The sequence below is a fragment of the Massilia sp. BKSP1R2A-1 genome (genome assembly GCF_050586525.1).
GTDB lineage: Bacteria > Pseudomonadota > Gammaproteobacteria > Burkholderiales > Burkholderiaceae_D > Telluria.
On sequence record NZ_JBOBRE010000008.1, the window covers coordinates 251,983 to 270,045 of the forward strand.

The window sequence follows — 18,063 nt, forward strand, 5'->3', positions numbered from 1 at the left end:
TCAGGGCGCGAGCCGGAATGCCGTTCAGTTAACGCTGAACGGCATTTTTCTTTTCAATCGTAGGGTGGCAATCCTTTGCCTGCGCGTTCAAATGTCAGGGGCGTCGCCTGGTCGCATCCATGAGTCGAGCCCGTATGTCGACGTGCATTTCATTTTTGGTAGTAATATTACATGGTGGCGCTCGCCATATTCCCGCCTCACAAAGTCTTTCTGGCGGAAAATACCAATGAAAACAACGACAACGGAGACAAGATGCGCAATAGACGTAGTTTGACTTCAAGATGGCGCTCGGCCCTGCTCTGCGCAGCGCTGAGCCTCGGCGCCGCCATGCTCGCGCCAGGCACCGCGCATGCCCAGGTCCAACCGGGACCTTCCGCCGCGGCGCCGGTCGCGCCGAACACCATCCGTATTCACTTCCGCCGGGTGCAAAACGACACCGCCGAGTGGGGCGTGTATTCCTGGGACGGCCCCCTGAATCCGAGCTCGGCCTGGATCACCGACCGCTTCATGTTCACGCAATCCGACGCCTTCGGCGGCTGGGTCGACATCCCGCTTGCGTCCGGCAAGACGGCGCTGTGGTTCCTGGTCACCGATGGCAGCGGCAACAAGAACTGCGGCGCCGACCAGGGCGCGCCGCTGAACCCGGACGTCGCCACCCGCGGCCACGAGATCTGGCTGCTGGAAGGCGACTGCACCGTCTACACCAGCCAGCCGGCGGTCAGCTATGGCAACCTGTCCGCCGCCAGCGCCCACTGGCTGTCGCGCACCAGTCTGGCCTGGCCGGGCGTCCCGGCCACCGGCAGCTACAAGCTGTATTACGCGGCGGGCGGCGGCCTCGGTTCGGGTGTGCAAGGCGTGACCGGCGCCGACGGCAGCATGGACCTGCGTCCGGCGCCTCTGCCGCAGGACGTGCGCGACAAATTCCCGCACCTGGCGGGCGCCACCGGCCTCGCGCTCTCAAGCCAGGACGCCGCTAAGGTCGCCGCGCTGGCCAGCAACCAGTTCGCCATCGCCCAGTTCGACACGGCCGGCAAGCTGGTGCAGGTCACCTCGCTGCAGACGGCCGGCATGCTCGACAATGTGTTCGGCGCCCGCGCGGCCGATGCGAAGCTGGGCGTGAGCTTCAACGGCGCCGGCGTGCCGACCTTCCGCGTCTGGGCCCCGACCGCAAAGTCGGTGGCGCTCGACATCTATCCGGACGCGAACGCGCCCGCCGGCGCGCAGGTGCCGATGCGCCTCGACGCCGCGACCGGGGTGTGGAGCTACACCGCGCCGAACGCCGCCTGGACCAACCGCGCCTATTACACCTATACCGTCAAGGTGCTGTCGCGCTGGGCGAACAATACGCTGGTCACGAACACCGTGACCGATCCGTATTCGCTCAGCCTGAATGCCAACAGCGCGCGCACCTATATCGCGAACCTGGACAGCGAGCAGCTCAAGCCGCGCGGCTGGGACAGGCACCGCATTCCGGACCTGGCCCATGCGGCCGACATCGCCCTGTACGAACTGCACGTGCGGGACTTCTCGGTCAGCGACGACTCGGTGCCTGCCGCCCGTCGCGGCAAGTACCTGGCCTTCACCGAGCGCAATTCGCGCGGCATGCGCCATCTGAAATCCCTGGCGAAGGCCGGGCTGACCCACGTGCACCTGCTGCCGGCCTTCGACCTGGCCAGCATCGACGAAGCGGGCTGCCTCACGCCTGCCATTCCCGAGGCCGGCCCGGCATCCGCCGACCAGCAGGCTGCGGTGGCGGCGGTCCGCGACAGCGACTGCTTCAACTGGGGCTACGACCCGGTGCACTACAACGCGCCGGAAGGCAGCTATGCATCGGATGCGAACGACGGCGCCGTGCGCGTGCGCGAGTTCCGCGCGATGGTGCAGGGCCTGCACGAATCCGGCCTGCGGGTCGCCATGGACGTGGTCTACAACCACACCAGCTCCTCGCAGCAGGGACCCCTGTCGGTGCTCGACAAGATCGTGCCTGCCTATTACTACCGCCTGAACGACAAGGGCGGCACCCTGAACGACAGCTGCTGCGCCGACACCGCAGCCGAGCACACCATGATGGGCAAGCTGATGGTCGACTCGGTCGCACTGTGGGCCAGCGCGTACAAGATCGACAGCTTCCGCTTCGACATCATGACCTTCGCGCCGCTCGACGTGATGAAGCAGGTGCAGGCGCGCGCCAACGGGGCCGCCGGCCGCGAGATCTACCTGTACGGCGAAGGCTGGAACTTCGGCGCCGTCGCCAACGACGCGCGTTTCGTGACGGCGCGCCAGGCCAATCTGTTCGGCACCGGCATCGGTTCCTTCAACGACCGCCTGCGCGACACGGTGCGCGGCGGCGGCTGCTGCGACAGCGGCGAGAGCCTGGTCAGGGAGCAGGGCTTCATCAACGGCGTCTGGTACGACCCGAACGACCTGGCCAGGCAGTCGCGCGACGATGCGCTGCGCCTGGCCGACCTGGTGCGCGTGGGCCTGTCGGGCACCCTGCGCGACTACCGCTTCGTGGACCGTTTCGGCTCCTTGCGCAGCAACGCGGACATCGACTATTTCGGCCAGCGCGCAGGCTATACCGGCAGCCCGGTAGAGACCATCAACTACGTCGAGAAGCACGACAACCAGACCCTGTTCGACATCAACGCCCTGCGCCTGCCGCAGTCGACGTCCCTTGCCGACCGGGTGCGGGTGCAGAACCTGGGGTCGGCCATCGTGATGCTGTCGCAGGGTATTCCCTTCATCCATGCGGGCCAGGAACTGCTGCGCTCCAAGTCGCTCGACCGCGACAGCTATAACGCGGGCGACTGGTTCAACCGCCTCGACTACAGCTATGCCTCGAACAACTTCGGCGTGGGCCTGCCATCGAGCGACAAGAACCGCGACAACTGGGGCCTGATGACGCCGGTGCTGGAAAACCCGCTGATCAAGCCGGACACGAAGGCGATCCTGGCGGCGAAGGCCGCTTTCGAGGACCTGCTCCGGATCCGCTTCGACAGCGCCTTGTTCCGCCTGCGCACGGCGAAGGATGTGGAAGAGCGCCTGCGCTTCTACAACACCGGACCGGACCAGCAGCCCGGTCTCGTGGTGATGCACATCGACGGGGACAAGCCGCGCAGCTATCCGGACGCACGCTACCGCAGCGTCGCGGTGCTGTTCAACGTGGACAAGGAAGCCAGGACCATCGCGATTCCGGAACTGAAGGGGCGTAGGTTCAAGCTGCACCAGGTGCAGGCCGGGTCGGACGATCCGGTGGTGAAGACCTCGAGCTACGGCGACGCGAACGGCAGCTTCACGATCCCGGCGCGCACGGCGGCGGTGTTCGTGGAAAAGGGCGGCAGGCGCGGGGACGATTGAGAAGTATCCCGAAACCGATAGGCATCGTCTGACCGGCTTCCGCCGGCAAATGAAAAAGGCAGGACGCGCGCGTCCTGCCTTTTTTGCACGCCCGGCCCTGGCGGGCGGATGCGGCTTACTGCATCTTCGCTTCTTCGACGTCGGCCGCGTTCCCGGTGCTGACCCTGCTGGTGCTGCCCTGGCCCTTCTTGCGCTTGAGGTGGCTGCCGACCGAGACGTAATCGTCATCCCTGGCCCGGCTCTCGCGGGGAGCGGAGGGTTCATGGGCGCAGCCGCCCAGCAGGGTGGATGCCACGGCGGCGAGGATCAACTTCTTCATAACGTCCAACTCCATCATCGATCGGTAGGTAAGGAGGGGTCGATTGTAGTGCCGCCCGCGCCGGAGCGGGGCGGTTTCTGGCCGGCCGGCGCAAGATTACCCTCCAGGGGTGGCTGCTACCTGATGCAGACCGCGCGCACCATCTTGATGTCGGTGAAGCCGCCGAGCACCTTCTCGATCCCGTCCATCTTGAGGGTCAGCATGCCGTCGTCGAGCGCCGCCGCGAGCAGGCTCGAAACGCGGCTGTGTTCGACCAGCAGGCGCTTGACCGTGTCGGTGCCGAGCATCAGTTCGTGCAGGCCGATGCGGCCGCGGTAGCCCTTGTTGCACGCGTCGCAGCCGACCGCGCGATACAGGGTCAGGCGGCCGCCGGCATCGCCATGGCGGCCGCGCCAGTCGGCCAGGATGCGGCTGCGCGCGGCCTGCGGGTCCTCCCTGAAGGAGGCGGTGCCGCGCAGGTCCTCGCAATACTCCGCCAGCAGGGCCTCGACTTCCTCCTGGTCCGGGTGGTAGGCCTGGCGGCAGCTGGTGCACAGGCGGCGCGCCAGGCGCTGCGCCAGGATGCCGAGCAGGGCGTCGGCGAAGTTGAACGGGTCCATGCCCATGTCGAGCAGGCGCACGATCGATTCGGGCGCGCTGTTGGTGTGCAGGGTGGCGAACACCAGGTGGCCGGTGAGCGAGGCTTCGATGCCGGTGCTGACGGTTTCCTTGTCGCGCATCTCGCCGACCATGATCACGTCCGGGTCGGCGCGCAGGAAGGCCCGCATCACGCTGGCGAAGTCCAGTCCCGCCTTGCGGTTGACCTGCACCTGGCGCAGGCCTTTCTGGGTGATCTCGACCGGATCTTCCGCGGTCCAGATCTTGGTTTCCGGCGTGTTCAGGTGGTGCAGGATCGAGTGCAGCGTCGTGGTCTTGCCCGAGCCGGTCGGGCCGCACACGAAGAACAGGCCGTAGGGCTTCCCGATGGCCGGCAGCAGGCGCTCGAGGTTGTAGCCGGTCAGGCCCAGCTTCGCCAGCGGGATCGGCTCACCCGCCTGCAGGATGCGCATCACCACGTCCTCGACGCCGCCGGAAGAGGGGATGGTCGCCACGCGCAGCTCGATGTCGAGCGGGCCGTACTTCCTGAAGCGGATCTTGCCGTCCTGGGGCTTCCTGCGCTCGGAGATGTCGAGGTCGCACATGATCTTGATGCGCGCGACCAGGGCGTTGCGGTAGCTGGACGGGATCTCGATATAGGGCACCAGCACGCCGTCCTTGCGGAAGCGGATGCCGGTCTTGCCCTTGCCCGGCTGCGGCTCGATGTGGATGTCCGAGACGCCCTGGCGGTGGGCGTCCATGATCACCTTGTTCAGCAGGCGCACCAGCTCGTTCTCGACCGCTTCCGAGACCTCGGTGGCATGCTCACCGTCTTCGTCATCTTCCAGGCCAGACAGCAGTTCCCCGACCGATTCGGAGGAGGCGCCCAGGCCGAAGAAGGCGTTCGTGGTGTCGCGGAAGTCGGCGCGCGTGGTGGCGCGCCAGGCCACCTTCGACTTCGGGAACAGCTGGGCGACGATGCGCGAGGCGGCCGTGCGTTCCGGGTCGAGCGCCAGAACGACCAGTCCGTTCGGGCCGTCTTCCAGGGGCAGCCAGCCGTTCTCCTCGACGTACTGGGCCTTCAGGTTGCGCAGCAGGTCGACCGGCTTGACCCGGTCCGGGCGGAAGGGCTCATAGGGAACCTTGAAGAAGGTCGCCAGCGCCGCGCCGATGGCGGCGCGCCGCACCCGCAACGCGTTCTCCAGGACTTCTTCGAGATCGAGGTCGCGTTCGCGCGCCTGGCGCCCCGCGGCATCGAGTTCGGCGCGGGTGAGCAGGCCCTCCTGGACCAGGGCATCGTATTTTCCCCGCATGCGCTGCGGGCCGAGGCGCTGGCCGAGCGCCACCGAGAGCGTCGCGCACAGCTGCTGCACCGCCTCCAGCGCATGCGGCGGGAAGGGGCCGCGCTCGTTCCCATCCTTGCGGTGGTTGATGAACTGGACCACGCCCAGCAGCCCGCCATCGGCGTCTTCCAGAGGCGCGACCAGCATCTCGCGGGTGCGGTAGCCGCTGCGCTGGTCGACCCCGCGCTGGAACTGCAGGCCGGGCGCCAGGCGCCTGAGCTCTTCCTCGTCGTAGACGTCGTCGATCTGGACCGGCTGGCGCGAAGCCGCCACGAAACCGGCGATCGAGGACGACCCCACCGGCAGGCGCAGCTCGCGGAAGGTGGCCAGGCCCGTCTTGACCTTGGAGACGATGTGTTCCTTGTCAGGCGTGACCGCGTACAGGGTGAAGCGGTCGCAGTCGAGCAGGTCGCAGAAGTCCAGGCCCAGGTCGAGCATGATTTCCTCGACGTTGGCGGTGGCGTGGATGCGGTTGGTGATCGCCTGCAGCTTCTGGAAGAAGGCCAGGCGGCGCGCGGCTTCGTCCGGCGGGAGCGCCTGCCCGGTCACAGCGTGACCTCGAGACCCTCGAAGGCCAGGTGCACTTCCAGGCTGCCGATGCGCGCGCGATGGCGCGCCAGCACGTCGGCGAAGGCCGCTTCCAGGTCGTCGTCGCTGCGGGTGGGTTCGTGGTGGGTGCAGTAGAGGCGCTTCGCGCCCACGCGCAGCGCCATCTCGATCGCGGCATCGAAGGTGCCATGGCCCCAGCCGGCCTTGGACGGGTATTCCTCGCGCGTGTACGAGCAGTCGACGATCAGGGCGTCGACATCGCGCATGGCGGCGTCGATGGCGTCCTGGCGCGCCGCCAGATGTGCCTCGCAGGCATCGAAGGCCGGGTCGTCCGGGACATAGGGGTTGTGCCAGGGCTCGTGGTCGCCGGTGAAGAAGAGCGAGCGGCCGCGGCAAGCGACGCGGTAGCCCAGGTTGGTGACCGGGTGGTTCATGACCACGTTGCCGACGATGGCATCGCCCACCTCGATCGGCGCCCCGATGTCGAGCGTGCGGTATTCGATGGTCGCGTCCATCTGGGTTTCGCTGACGGGGAAGTAGCTGTTCTGCAGTTGCACGCCCATGACGTGCTCGATGCCGTGCCCCGTGACCGGGTCATGGGCGCCGTGCAGGCGCACCCGGCTGCCCTTGATGAAGAGCGGCGTGAAGAAGGGCAGGCCGTGGATGTGGTCCCAGTGGCTGTGGGTGATGAAGATGTTCGCGTGGACCGGGAGTTTGGTCAGCAGGTGCTGGGCCAGCGGGAACAGGCCGGTGCCGCCGTCGAGGATGATGAGGGTGCCGTCGTCGGTCCTTACCTCGATGCAGGTGGTGTTGCCGCCATAGCGCGCGGTGCGCGGGCCTGGGGACGGAATCGATCCCCGCACCCCCCAGAAACGGAATTTCATCAGTACTCCCAGCCGGACTTGGTTTAGTTATTTTTCTAGTTATTTTTCTGAAACACCGCGAATGATAGCCAGTTTGTGGCATTCCTTGGCCGAAAAATTGTAATTATCCGATGGAGCATATACAGGCGAACCCAACAAAGCTACACTTCGGAAATTACCGACTGGCAAAAGACTTTTTCATAAGAAAATGTCCGTTGTAACAGTCTGATATGTATATCGCGTCCCGCCTCATCAAGCTGTCCGAGCACCTACCATGCAAGAGCTGAACCCCTCACAAATCGCGCAACGCCTGCACCAGCTCACCGAAGTCAGCGTGGCGCTCGGGGATACGCACGATACCGCCGCGCTGCTCGACCGCATCCTGCGCGTGGCCAAGCACATGACGGACGCCGACGGCGGCACCCTGTACCGCCCGAGCGAAGACCGGCGCAGCCTGTGCTACCACATCTCGATCAACGACACCCTCGGCATCTACCAGGGCGGCGTGAGCGGGCGGCCGATCGACATCGCGCCGGTGCCCCTGTGCGACAGCTACGGCAACAAGAACCTGGCCTCGGTGGCCGCCTACGCCGCCAACTTCAACCAGTCGGTGAACATCGAGGACGTCTACAAAGCGGACGTGTTCAACTTCTCGGGCATGCGTTCCTTCGACGCGGCCTTCGGCTACCACTCGCAGTCCTTCCTGACGGTGCCGATGACCGACCACGAGGGCGAGCTGCTGGGCGTGCTCCAGCTGATCAACGCCAAGGACCCCGAGACCGGCGGCATCCGCGCCTTTTCCCAGACCGACCAGCGCTTCATCGAGGCGCTCGCGGCCCAGGCCGCGGTGGCGCTCACCAACCAGCTCCTGATCGCGCAGCTCGAGAACCTGCTCGAAGCCCTGGTCAACCTGATCAACATCGGCATCGACGAGAAGTCGCCCTACACCGGCCGCCACTGCCAGTTCGTGCCGGAGCTGACCATGATGCTGGCCGAGGCCGTGCATGCGACAAGCGAGGGCCCGATGGCGGCCTTCCGCATGAGCGATGCCGACCGCAAGGAATTGTGGCTGGCCGGCCTGCTGCACGACTGCGGCAAGATCACGACCCCGGTGCACATCGTCGACAAGTCGACCAAGCTGGAAACCATCTTCGACCGCATCCACATGGTCGACACCCGCTTCGAGGTGCTGCTGCGCGATGCCGAGATCCGCGCCCTGCGCGCCAAGTGCGAACCGGATGCGAACCATGCGGCGATCGACGACCGCCTGGGCTCCGAGCTGGCGCGCATCCGGGCCGACCGCGAATTCCTGCGCCGCGCCAACGTGGGCGGCGAGGGCATGGCGCCAGGCGACCAGGAGCGCGTGCGCCGCATCGCCGAGTATCGCTGGATGGGGCCGAGCGGCCAGGAAGAAGCCTTCCTGAGCGAGAACGAGGTCCATAACCTGACGGTGCGCTTCGGCACCCTGACCGACGACGAGCGCAAGATCATCAACAACCACATCGACGTCACGATCCGGATGCTGGAGTCGCTGCCCTGGCCCAAGCACCTCAAGAACGTGCCGGAGTATGCGGGCGGCCACCACGAACGCATGGACGGCAAGGGCTACCCGCGCGGACTCACGCGCGAGCAGATGTCGGTGCAGGCGCGCATCATGGCGATCGCCGACATTTTCGAGGCGCTCACCGCCTGCGACCGGCCCTACAAGAAGGGCAAGAAGCTGTCCGAGTCGCTGCACATCCTGGGCCGCTTCGCCCTCAACGGCCACATCGACCCGGACCTGTTCGACATCTTCGTGCGCAACCGCGTCTACCTGCAGTTCGCGCACAAGAACATGGACGCCCACCAGATCGACGAGGTGGACGAGTCGGCCATCCCCGGCTACCGGCCCTAAGGGCAGGGCGTGGGACGGATCCGGCAGCGGCTAGGGCGCGCATTGGCACGATATGGCGGGCGCTGGGCGCTCGGCCTGCTCTTGACCCTCGCCGCCGTGCTGTACACCCTGGACGTGTGGACCAGCCACACCATCGCGCGCCAGGACACCATCATCTCCGACCTGCGCATGCGCCTCGAGCCTTTCGCGCTCGAGCCGGGCATCGTGATCGTCGATATCGACAGCAAGAGCCTGACCGAGGTCGGACGCTTCCCCTGGAGCCGCAACGTGATGGCGAAGCTGGTCGAGCAGCTCACGCGCCACTACGAAGTCAGCGCGGTGGGATTCGACGTCTCCTTCCCGGAGCCCGATACCAGCTCGGGCTACGACGTGCTGGCGCAGCTGGCGAACCGCGAGCTGAAGGGCATTCCCGCACTCAAGGACGAGATCAAGCGCCTGGAGCCTGCGCTGGACTACGACGGCATGTTCGCCGAAGCGCTGCGCGGCCAGCCGGTCGTGCTGGGTTTTAATCTTTCTGATAGCCAGCGCAAGGGCGTGCTGCCGGAGCCCGCCTTCACCCGTGATTTCCTGAATGGCCGCGAAGGCATCGCCTATTCCGCCAAGGGCTTCGAGGCGAACATCGCGCGCCTGCAGGAAGCCGCCGCCGGCGCCGGCGTGTTCACCGCCATGACCGATCCCGATGGCCTGGTGCGCTCCTCGCCCGTCCTGTTCCGCATCGGCGACGGCTACTACCCCTCGCTGTCGGCGGCGACCCTGGCCACCGCCCTCGGCGCCACCGCGATCAAGCCCAGGCTGGACGCTACCGTGGATACCATGTCGGCAAACGAGCGCGCCGCGTCCAGCTTCGACACGATGCAGATGTGGGTCGACCGCAAGCCCGTTTCCTTCCCGGTCGGCGAGGCGATGATCGCCACCGTCCAGTTCCGCGGAACCGGCGGGCCGAACGGCGGGGCCTTCCGCTACGTGTCGGCGGCCGACGTCCTGGCCGGGCGGGTAGCGAAGGAGGTGCTCGAAGGGACCATCGTCCTGGTCGGCACCACTGCGCCCGGCCTGCAGGACCTGCGCGCCACGCCGGTCAATGCCGAGTACCCCGGGGTCGAGATCCACGCCAACATGATCAAGTCGATGCTGGACGGGCGCTTCAAGGTCCGTCCCGACTGGGCGCAGTCGCTGGAAGCGGTGCTGGCGGCTACGCTCGGCGTGCTGCTGGCCCTCCTGCTCGCCGTGCTCAGCCCCGCCTGGTCGGTGCTGCTGGCCGCCGGCGCCTTCGTCGCCTGCGGCGCCCTCAACTATCACTTGTACAGCCGCTACGACGTCATCACCAACGTCTTCATCTGCCTGCTGCTGGTCGCCGCCCTGTTCGTGCTGAACCTCGCCTGGGGCTGGTTCTTCGAGGTGCGCAAGGGCAGGGCGCTGGTCTCGCGCTTCGGCGAATACGTGGCGCCCGAGCTGGTCGAGCGCATGGCCGAAGACCCGGAAGCCTACAATATGGACGGCGAGAGCCGCGAGCTGACCGTCATGTTCGTCGACGTGCGCGGCTTCACCACCATCTCCGAAGGCTTGAGCCCGAAGGAGCTGCGCGAGTACATCAACCGCTATCTCACCGCGATGTCCGAGGACATCCGCTCCAGCCACCAGGGCACGCTCGACAAGTACATCGGCGACGCCGTGATGGCCTTCTGGGGCGCGCCGGTGAGCTTCCCCGACCATGCCAGCCGGGCCGTCGCCACGGCCCTCCTGATGCAGGACAGCGCAGCGCGCCTGAACCGCGACTTCCTGGCGCGCGGCTGGCCCGAGCTGAAGATCGGCATCGGCCTGAACACCGGCCCCATGCACGTGGGCGACATGGGCTCGAAGATCCGCCGCGCCTACACCGTCATGGGCGACGCGGTGAACCTGGGCTCGCGCCTGGAGGGCATCACCAAGGTCTATGGCGTCGGCATCGCCGTGGGCGCGGCGACCCGGCAGCAAGCGCCGGAATTCGCGTGGCGCGAACTCGACCTGGTGCGCGTGAAGGGCAAGAACGAGCCGGTCGCGATCTTCGAGCCGCTCGGCAAACCGGCCGAACTGGCCGGCGAGGTGCTGGAAGAACTGGCGCAATGGGAGGCCGCGCTGGCCAAGGTTCGCGCCCAGCAGTGGGACGCGGCCGAAGAGGCCATCGTCGCCCTCGCTGCCCGGCATCCCGCATGCGGCCTGTACATGCTCTACCTCGAGCGCATCGCCCATTACAGGGTTCACCCGCCGGGATCGACCTGGGACGGCGTCACGACATTCGAGACGAAGTAAGGTATGCATGCTGGGTTGTGACAGCCCAGCAACACTATCCCGAAAGTATCCCCCTACCCGAGGGGGAAGTTGCCCGATCTACTGAGTTTTTCCCCCAGGGCAACTATATCGCCGGTAAACTATCTGCAGCCCTCAGGTCTTCCCGGCCCATGTGCTGGATATGCGGTCATAAGAAAACCGCTCAATACGACTCTTCATAAAGCAAAACCGATGAAACAACGCTTTGCACGCCTGTTCGCAGGCTCCGTGCTTGCCATGGCCGTCAGCGCGGCCTGGGCGCAGGAGGCTGCGCCCGCAGACGATGTGGTCCGCTTCACGATCACCCGCTTCGAGGTGGGCGGCAACACGCTGCTCGCCCGGGACGAGGTGGAGCGCGCGGTAACGCCCTTCACCGGCCCGGGCCGCGACTTCGGCGACGTCCAGCGCGCCCTCGAAGCGCTGGAAGGCCTGTACCACGCGCGCGGCTATAACGTGGTCACGGTCCGGCTGCCCGAGCAGGAACTCAATGGCGGCGTGGTGCGCCTGGACGTGGCGCAGACGAAGGTCGGCAAGGTGACGGTCAGCGGCAACCAGCGCTTCGATACCGCCAACATCCGCCGCAGCCTGCCTGCGCTGCGCGAAGGCGAAACCCCGAACCTCACGCGCGTCTCGGCCAACCTCAAGCTGGCCAACGAAAACCCGGCCAAGCGCATCAAGCTGAGCCTCGAGGGCGGCCAGCGCGAGGACACGGTCGATGCCCGCATCGAGGTGGTCGACGAGCGCCCCTGGACCGTGATGGCCAACTTCGACAACACCGGCACGGGCGAGACGGGCAAGACCCACGCCGGCGTCGTGCTCCAGCATGCCAACCTCTGGGGCCGCGACCACGTGGCCAGCCTGCAGTACACCACCACCGTCGAGGAGCCCTCGCAGGTCGGCGTCTGGGGCGTCGGCTACCACGTACCCTTCTACGCCCAGGACGGGGCGCTCGACCTCTACGCCAGCTACTCGGACGTCGATTCCGGGTTGGTCACTGCCGGCCTGTTCGACCTGGCCGTCAGCGGTCGCGGCGCCGTCTACGGCGCGCGCTACAGCCAGGTGTTGACCAAGCGCGACATCGGCGGGCGCGAGCTGGAAGGCCGCATCGTCTACGGTGTCGAGACCAAGGCCTACAAGAGCAGCGTGGTCTTCTTCAACCAGGACTTCGGCAACGACGTCACGGTGCGTCCCATCAGCATCGGCTACATCGGCCGCATGGGCCTGGACAATGGCGAAGCCAACGTCTCGGCGACCCTGCTGCGCAACATCCCGGGCGGTTCGCGCGGCAGTAAAGCGGACTTCCAAGCCGCGCGCGCAGGCGCTAAACCTGGCTACACGGCGCTGCGCCTGGCCGCGGCCTGGACCCGCGCGCTGGGCACAAGCGACTGGCAGACCCGCGTGCTGGCCAATGGCCAATACAGCGGCGACGCCCTGGTCTCGGGCGAGCAGTTCGGCGCAGGGGGCAGCACCTCGGTGCGCGGCTTCGACGAACGCACCCTGTCCACCGACATCGGCGCCGGCCTGAACCTGGAGCTGTATACCCCGAACCTGTGCAGCCGCGCCGGCTGGCAGTGCCGCCTGCTCGGCTTCATCGATGCCGCCTGGGGCAAGCGCAACGATGCGCTGCCGGGCGAACTGCGCAGCACCACGATCGCAGGCAGCGGCCTCGGGCTGCGCTTCGCGGCGGGGCGGTCCGCCAGCGTGCAGGTCGACTATGGCGCGATCGTGAAGGAAGGCGCCATGAAAGGCGCCGGCAATGGCAAGCTGCACGTGCGCGTCGGCCTGGCCTACTAGGAGAGATTCATGAAGAACGGATTAGTCAGATTCGCTCGGGTCGCCGTCTGCGTGGCAGCCTGCTACGGCAGCGCCCAGGCCGCGCCGACCTCGCCGCAGGTGGTGGCCGGCCAGGCGACCTTCTCCCAGCAGGGCAAGGTGTTCTCGATCACGAACACGCCCGGCGCCATCATCAACTGGCAAAGCTTCAACGTGAATGCCGGCGAGGTGACCCGCTTCATCCAGCAAAGCAGCGACAGCGCGGTCCTGAACCGCGTCACCGGGCAGGACCCCAGCCGCATCCTCGGCGCCCTGCAGTCGAACGGCAAGGTCTTCCTGATCAACCCGAACGGCATCGTGTTCGGCCAGGGCGCGCGCGTGGACGTGAACGGCCTGGTGGCCTCGACCCTGAACATCGGCGACGGCGATTTCCTGGCCGGGAAGAAGACCTTCACGGCGGGCGCCACCGCGGGCGCGGTCCGCAACGACGGCGCCATCACGACCCCCGGCGGCGGCAAGGTCTTCCTGGTCGCGCCGAGCGTCGAGAACAACGGCATCATCACCGCGCCGAACGGCGAGGTGGTGCTGGCGGCCGGCCGCAGCGTGAAGCTGGTCGACTCGAACAACCCTGATCTCGATGTCGTCGTCTCGGCGCCGCAGGACCGCGCCATCAACCTGGGCCAGGTGGTCTCCAGCGGCGGGCGCATCGGCATCTACGGCGCCCTCGTCAACCAGCGCGGCGTGGTCAACGCCAACAGCGCGGTGGTCGGCGAGAACGGCAAGATCGTCCTGAAGGCGAGCGGCGATACCGTGCTGGAGGCGGGCAGCGTCACCAGCGCGACGGGCGCGGGCAAGGGCGGCGAGATCCAGCTGCTGGGCACGCGCGTCGGCATTGGCGGAAACGCCCTGGTCGACGCCAGCGGCGCACAAGGCGGCGGCGCCGTGCTGGCCGGCGGCGACTACCAGGGAAAGCAGCAGGATAACCGCGCAGCACTGCCCAATGCGCAGCAGACCTGGTTCGGCAAGGACGCGCGCATCCGCGCCGACGCGCTGGTATCGGGCGAGGGCGGCAAGGTCGTGCTGTGGTCGGATGGCGCCACCGGCGCCTACGGCAGCATCTCGGCGCGCGGCGCCGGGCGCGGCAACGGCGGCCTGATCGAAACCTCGGGCCATGAACTGTCCACCGGCGGCATCCGCATCGACGCGGCTGGCGGCAGGCAGGGCGGCAAGAGCGGCACCTGGCTGCTCGACCCCTGGAACATCGTCGTGCGCGACGGCGGCGAAACCGCGCCCGCCAACGCCGACATGTTCGACAAGATGCCCGGAGACGAAGATGCGGTGGTGGACCCCGTGGCACTGCGCGACACCAACGCGAACATCGTCCTGCAGGCCCGCAACGACCTGCGCTTCGAGGACGACCTCACCACGGACCACAGCGTGCGCGCGGAGGCCGGCAACGACCTGACCGTCGATGCCCGCATCCGTGCCGGGGGCGACATCGACCTGCGCGCCGGGAACCGCCTGACCCTGGGCGAGGGCGGCGAACTGCGCAGCCCGAACTACATCGACCTGAAGGCCGAGCGCATGGACCTGTTCGGCCGCATCCGCAGCCTGGACGGCGTGGCGCCGATCGTCTCGCTCACCACCTTCAACAACAGCACGCCCATCAATGTGCGCGGCACCGAAGGCCCCGGCGCCCTGACCCTCAAGCCGTCCCAGCTGGCTGACTTCGAAGCCTTCGGCATCAATATCGGTTCCAGCGCCCATACCGGCGCAATCAGCATCGACAACAGCTTGAGCATCGCCGGCCACCTGTCGATCGACACCGGCGGCACCATCAACGTCAACGCGCCGGTGGTGCTGGGCGACGCCGGCAGCCGCTTCACCGCCACCCTGCATCCCTATCTTGGCGGCGGCGCAATCCAGATCGACGGCGCCGGCTCGATCACTGCCGGCAAGAAGATCGCCCTGAGCGGCGGTTCGGTGCGCGTGCTGGGCGACCTCGCGTCCGACGCCATCGCCATCGATGCCGGCAGCAGCGGCATCGACCTGCAGGAGGGCGCCGACCTGGATGCGGCCGGTGAGATCACCCTGCGTTCGAACGGCACCCTGTACCAGAACGGCGCGTCCTCGATCCGGGCGCAACGCCTGCTGGCGACCGGTAAGCAGGTGCAGATGCTGGGCGTAAACCGCGTCGGCACCCTGGCCGGCAACGCGTCGACGGGCAACTTCCGCTTCAACTGGCGTGATGCGATGGCGATCGGCAGCGTTGCGGATGTGAGCGGCGTGCGCGCCAACGGCGAAGTCGACCTGACGGGCGGCGCCCTGACGGCGGGCGCCGGCATCGAGGGCGTGGCCGTGTTCATCGACGCCGACGCCATCGGCGGCGCCGGCACCATCAAGGGCAACTTCGTGGACCTGGCCTCGCGCGGCGGCATCGGCGCAGGCGACAGCCCGCTGCGCACCAGCGCCGGCGTGCTCTCCGCATGGAACAGCCAGTCCGGCAACGCCCCGATCAATATCGTGAACGACCGCGCGGTGATCCTGCGCGACGTGGTGCAGGCGGGCGCCGGCAACGGCGGCGCGATTTCGGTCGAAAGCTTCGGCGGCCTGACCGTGACGGCAACCACGGGCGAAGGCCAGGGCGTCAAGACCAGCAGCGGCAACATCAGCCTGGTCACCCACAGCCCGATGACCATCGCCGGCAACGTGAGCACCGAGAGCGGCAACATCCGTCTGCTGGCGGACAACAACGGGGCGCTGACCATCACCAGCTCCGCCCGGGTGGCGTCCGCCTCGGGCAACATCAGCATCACCGGCGGCAGTACCTCGATCGCCGCGGGCACCGTGGTGGTGTCGAGCCCGGACAAGCTGAACGTCACCGACACCAACCGGCCCGATCCCATCCCGACGCCGCCGCTGGACAGCTGTATCTCCAACCCGAGCACGAACGGCTGCGGCGCGGTGCTGGAAGCGAAGACCCGCGAGTGCATCGCCAATATGGACGGCCCGCAGTGCGGCCAGGTGCTGCCCACGACCGGCGTCTGCGAGCGCAACCCGGGAACGCTGGGCTGCACCGTGGTGATGGAACGCGCGGCCCTGCTGGCCTGTATCCAGAATCCGAAGGGCGCCGGCTGCGGCGCCATCCTGCCGCCCTACGACAGCTGCCGCAACGACCAGAGCCGCCTCGGCTGCGCGGTGGTGATCGAAGCGCGCGCAAAGCTCGACGCCTGCATCCAGAACCCGAAGGGCGCCGGCTGCGGCGAGATCCTGCCCACTATCGAGGCTTGCAAGGTCGACGGCAACATCCTGGGCTGCGCCCCGGTGCTGCTGGCGCGCCAGCAGCTCGAGGCCTGCATCCTGAACCCGAAGGGCGCCGGCTGCGGCGAGATCCTGCCGACCATCGAGGCCTGCAAGCTCGATGGCAACATCCTCGGCTGCGCCCCGGTGCTGCTGGCGCGCCAGCAGCTCGAGGCCTGCCTCCTGAATCCGAAGGGCGCGGGCTGCGGCGAGATCCTGCCGACCATCGAGTCCTGCAGGCTCGATGGCAACATCCTCGGCTGCGCCCCGGTGCTGCTGACGCGCCAGCAGCTCGAGGCCTGCATCCTGAATCCGAAAGGCGCCGGCTGCGGCGAGATCCTGCCGCCGCTCGAGCAGTGCCGCGTGAACGGCAGCATCCTCGGCTGCGCGCCGGTGCTGGCGCGCGCCGCCTTCGACGCCTGCCTCGTCAACCCGACCGGGGCCGGCTGCGCCAGCGTGCTGCCCGCCCTGGCGGTCTGCAAGGCGACGCCTGGCCTGGAAGGCTGCATCCAGGTGCTGCAGCTGACCTTCGATGCCTGCCTGGCCACCCCAGGCGACGCATCCTGCGTGGGCATCCTGCCGACCCTGTCGCAGTGCGTGAACGACAAGACCGCGGCCGGCTGCCAGGTCGTGCTGCCGACTCTGCAGCAGTGCATCGGCAGCCCGACGCTGCAGGGCTGCTCGGTGCGGCTGCCCAGGCTGGAGCAGTGCGCGGTGAATCCGAACACGGCCGGCTGCGAAGCGGTGCTGCCCAAGCCTGACTTCTGCTCCACCCACCCGGGCGACGCGAGCTGCCAGGTGTTCCAGCCATCGCCCTCCACGGGCAACCAGGGCAAGAAGCCGGTCGCCACCGCCCAGCAGGTCGCGGTCAACCTGATCAACACCCGCATCCCGACCACGCAGCAACGCGCGCCGGAAGGCCCGGCGCAAAGCGGTCCGGGCGAAGGCGGCGACGGCCGCAAGGCATCGGAAAAGCAGGCCGGCCCGGCGCAGGGCCCGAACACTGGAGCACAGAATGAAAAACCAGCTGCAAAAATGTACTGCAACTAAGGCCGGCGCATGGAGCGCGCTGCTGTTCGCGGCGCTGCTCGTGTTCGGCAACCCGGCCTGGGCCGCCCAGGTGGCGGGCCGGGTCGAGCGCCTGAGCGGACCGCTGATGGCGAAGAAGGCGGACGGCAGCGTCAAGGTGCTCGCCCTGAAGTCCGAGATCGAGAGCGGCGATACCCTGGTCTCGGAGAAGAACACCTACGCCCAGATCAGGTTCATCGACAACAGCGAAATCACGCTGCGCCCGGGGACGACCTTCAAGGTCGAGGACTTCGCCTACGAGGAAGGAAAACCGGAGGCGGACCAGGCCAGCTTCGCCCTGGTGAAGGGCGGCCTGCGTTCGATCACCGGCCTGATGGGCAAGCGCAACAAGGAGAAGTTCTCCCTGAAGACGCCGAACGCCACCATCGGCATCCGCGGCACCACCTTCATCGCGCAGTACGTGCCGCCCGAGGCGCTGGCCGGCCGCGTCGCGCCGCCGATGGCGCCGGGCCTGCACGTCTCCGTCAGCGACGGCGCGATCGTCGTGAGCAACAGCGGCGGCTCGCTTGGCTTTTCCGCCGGCCAGTTCGGCTATGTGCCGAGCATGAACCAGCCGCCCGTGATCGTGCCGGTCAATCCGGGCCTGCAGTTCACGCCTCCGCCTTCCTTCGGCAACGGTGCGGGCGCCGGGCCGGAAGGCGGCGCGGGCGGCCCGCCGGGGCCGTCGAACGCGGTCGACTGCGTGGTCCGCTGAAG

Annotated in this window: 9 protein-coding genes; 6 read left to right on the forward strand and 3 right to left on the reverse strand. The window is 67.6% G+C overall.

Going from position 1 to position 18,063, the window contains the following annotated elements; all coding sequences use genetic code 11:
• The first annotated feature begins 270 nt into the window (after positions 1 to 270).
• Positions 271 to 3,357, forward strand: a complete 3,087-nt coding sequence (pulA, locus tag ACQ7JA_RS14640; RefSeq protein ID WP_430898912.1) for a pullulanase-type alpha-1,6-glucosidase — start codon at positions 271 to 273, stop codon at positions 3,355 to 3,357.
• Between the two features lie 115 nt (positions 3,358 to 3,472).
• On the opposite strand, the gene ACQ7JA_RS14645 is transcribed toward pulA, so the two are convergent.
• The 3 genes from ACQ7JA_RS14645 to ACQ7JA_RS14655 all read right to left on the reverse strand — a co-directional run bounded on the left by ACQ7JA_RS14645 (position 3,473) and on the right by ACQ7JA_RS14655 (position 7,028).
• On the reverse strand, positions 3,473 to 3,676 hold the full coding sequence (locus ACQ7JA_RS14645; protein ID WP_430898914.1) for a hypothetical protein: 204 nt from the start codon (positions 3,674 to 3,676) through the stop codon (positions 3,473 to 3,475).
• Positions 3,677 to 3,792: 116 nt separating this feature from the next.
• Positions 3,793 to 6,144, reverse strand: a complete 2,352-nt coding sequence (locus ACQ7JA_RS14650; RefSeq protein ID WP_430898916.1) for a GspE/PulE family protein — start codon at positions 6,142 to 6,144, stop codon at positions 3,793 to 3,795.
• Positions 6,141 to 7,028 (reverse strand): MBL fold metallo-hydrolase, encoded by an 888-nt coding sequence (locus tag ACQ7JA_RS14655; RefSeq protein WP_430898918.1) that lies wholly within the window; start codon positions 7,026 to 7,028, stop codon positions 6,141 to 6,143. The genes ACQ7JA_RS14650 and ACQ7JA_RS14655 overlap by 4 nt, the downstream gene beginning before the upstream one ends.
• A 253-nt stretch (positions 7,029 to 7,281) precedes the next feature.
• Here ACQ7JA_RS14655 and ACQ7JA_RS14660 point away from each other — a divergent pair, with 253 nt between their 5' ends.
• The 5 genes from ACQ7JA_RS14660 to ACQ7JA_RS14680 all read left to right on the forward strand — a co-directional run bounded on the left by ACQ7JA_RS14660 (position 7,282) and on the right by ACQ7JA_RS14680 (position 18,061).
• Entirely contained in the window at positions 7,282 to 8,901 is a 1,620-nt protein-coding gene (locus ACQ7JA_RS14660; RefSeq protein WP_430898920.1) for a GAF and HD-GYP domain-containing protein, read from the forward strand.
• A 42-nt stretch (positions 8,902 to 8,943) separates the two neighbouring features.
• Positions 8,944 to 11,187: a CHASE2 domain-containing protein gene (locus tag ACQ7JA_RS14665; RefSeq protein WP_430898922.1), complete on the forward strand. Its 2,244-nt coding sequence runs from the start codon at positions 8,944 to 8,946 to the stop codon at positions 11,185 to 11,187.
• 210 nt (positions 11,188 to 11,397) lie between these two features.
• Positions 11,398 to 12,999 carry a ShlB/FhaC/HecB family hemolysin secretion/activation protein gene (locus ACQ7JA_RS14670; protein ID WP_430898924.1) on the forward strand — a complete coding sequence of 534 codons (1,602 nt, stop codon included), beginning with the start codon at positions 11,398 to 11,400 and terminating at the stop codon, positions 12,997 to 12,999.
• 9 nt (positions 13,000 to 13,008) lie between these two features.
• Positions 13,009 to 17,328 carry a filamentous hemagglutinin N-terminal domain-containing protein gene (locus ACQ7JA_RS14675; RefSeq protein WP_430898926.1) on the forward strand — a complete coding sequence of 1,440 codons (4,320 nt, stop codon included), beginning with the start codon at positions 13,009 to 13,011 and terminating at the stop codon, positions 17,326 to 17,328.
• Positions 17,294 to 18,061 (forward strand): FecR family protein, encoded by a 768-nt coding sequence (locus ACQ7JA_RS14680; RefSeq protein WP_430898928.1) that lies wholly within the window; start codon positions 17,294 to 17,296, stop codon positions 18,059 to 18,061. The genes ACQ7JA_RS14675 and ACQ7JA_RS14680 overlap by 35 nt, the downstream gene beginning before the upstream one ends.
• The last annotated feature ends 2 nt before the right edge of the window (positions 18,062 to 18,063 follow it).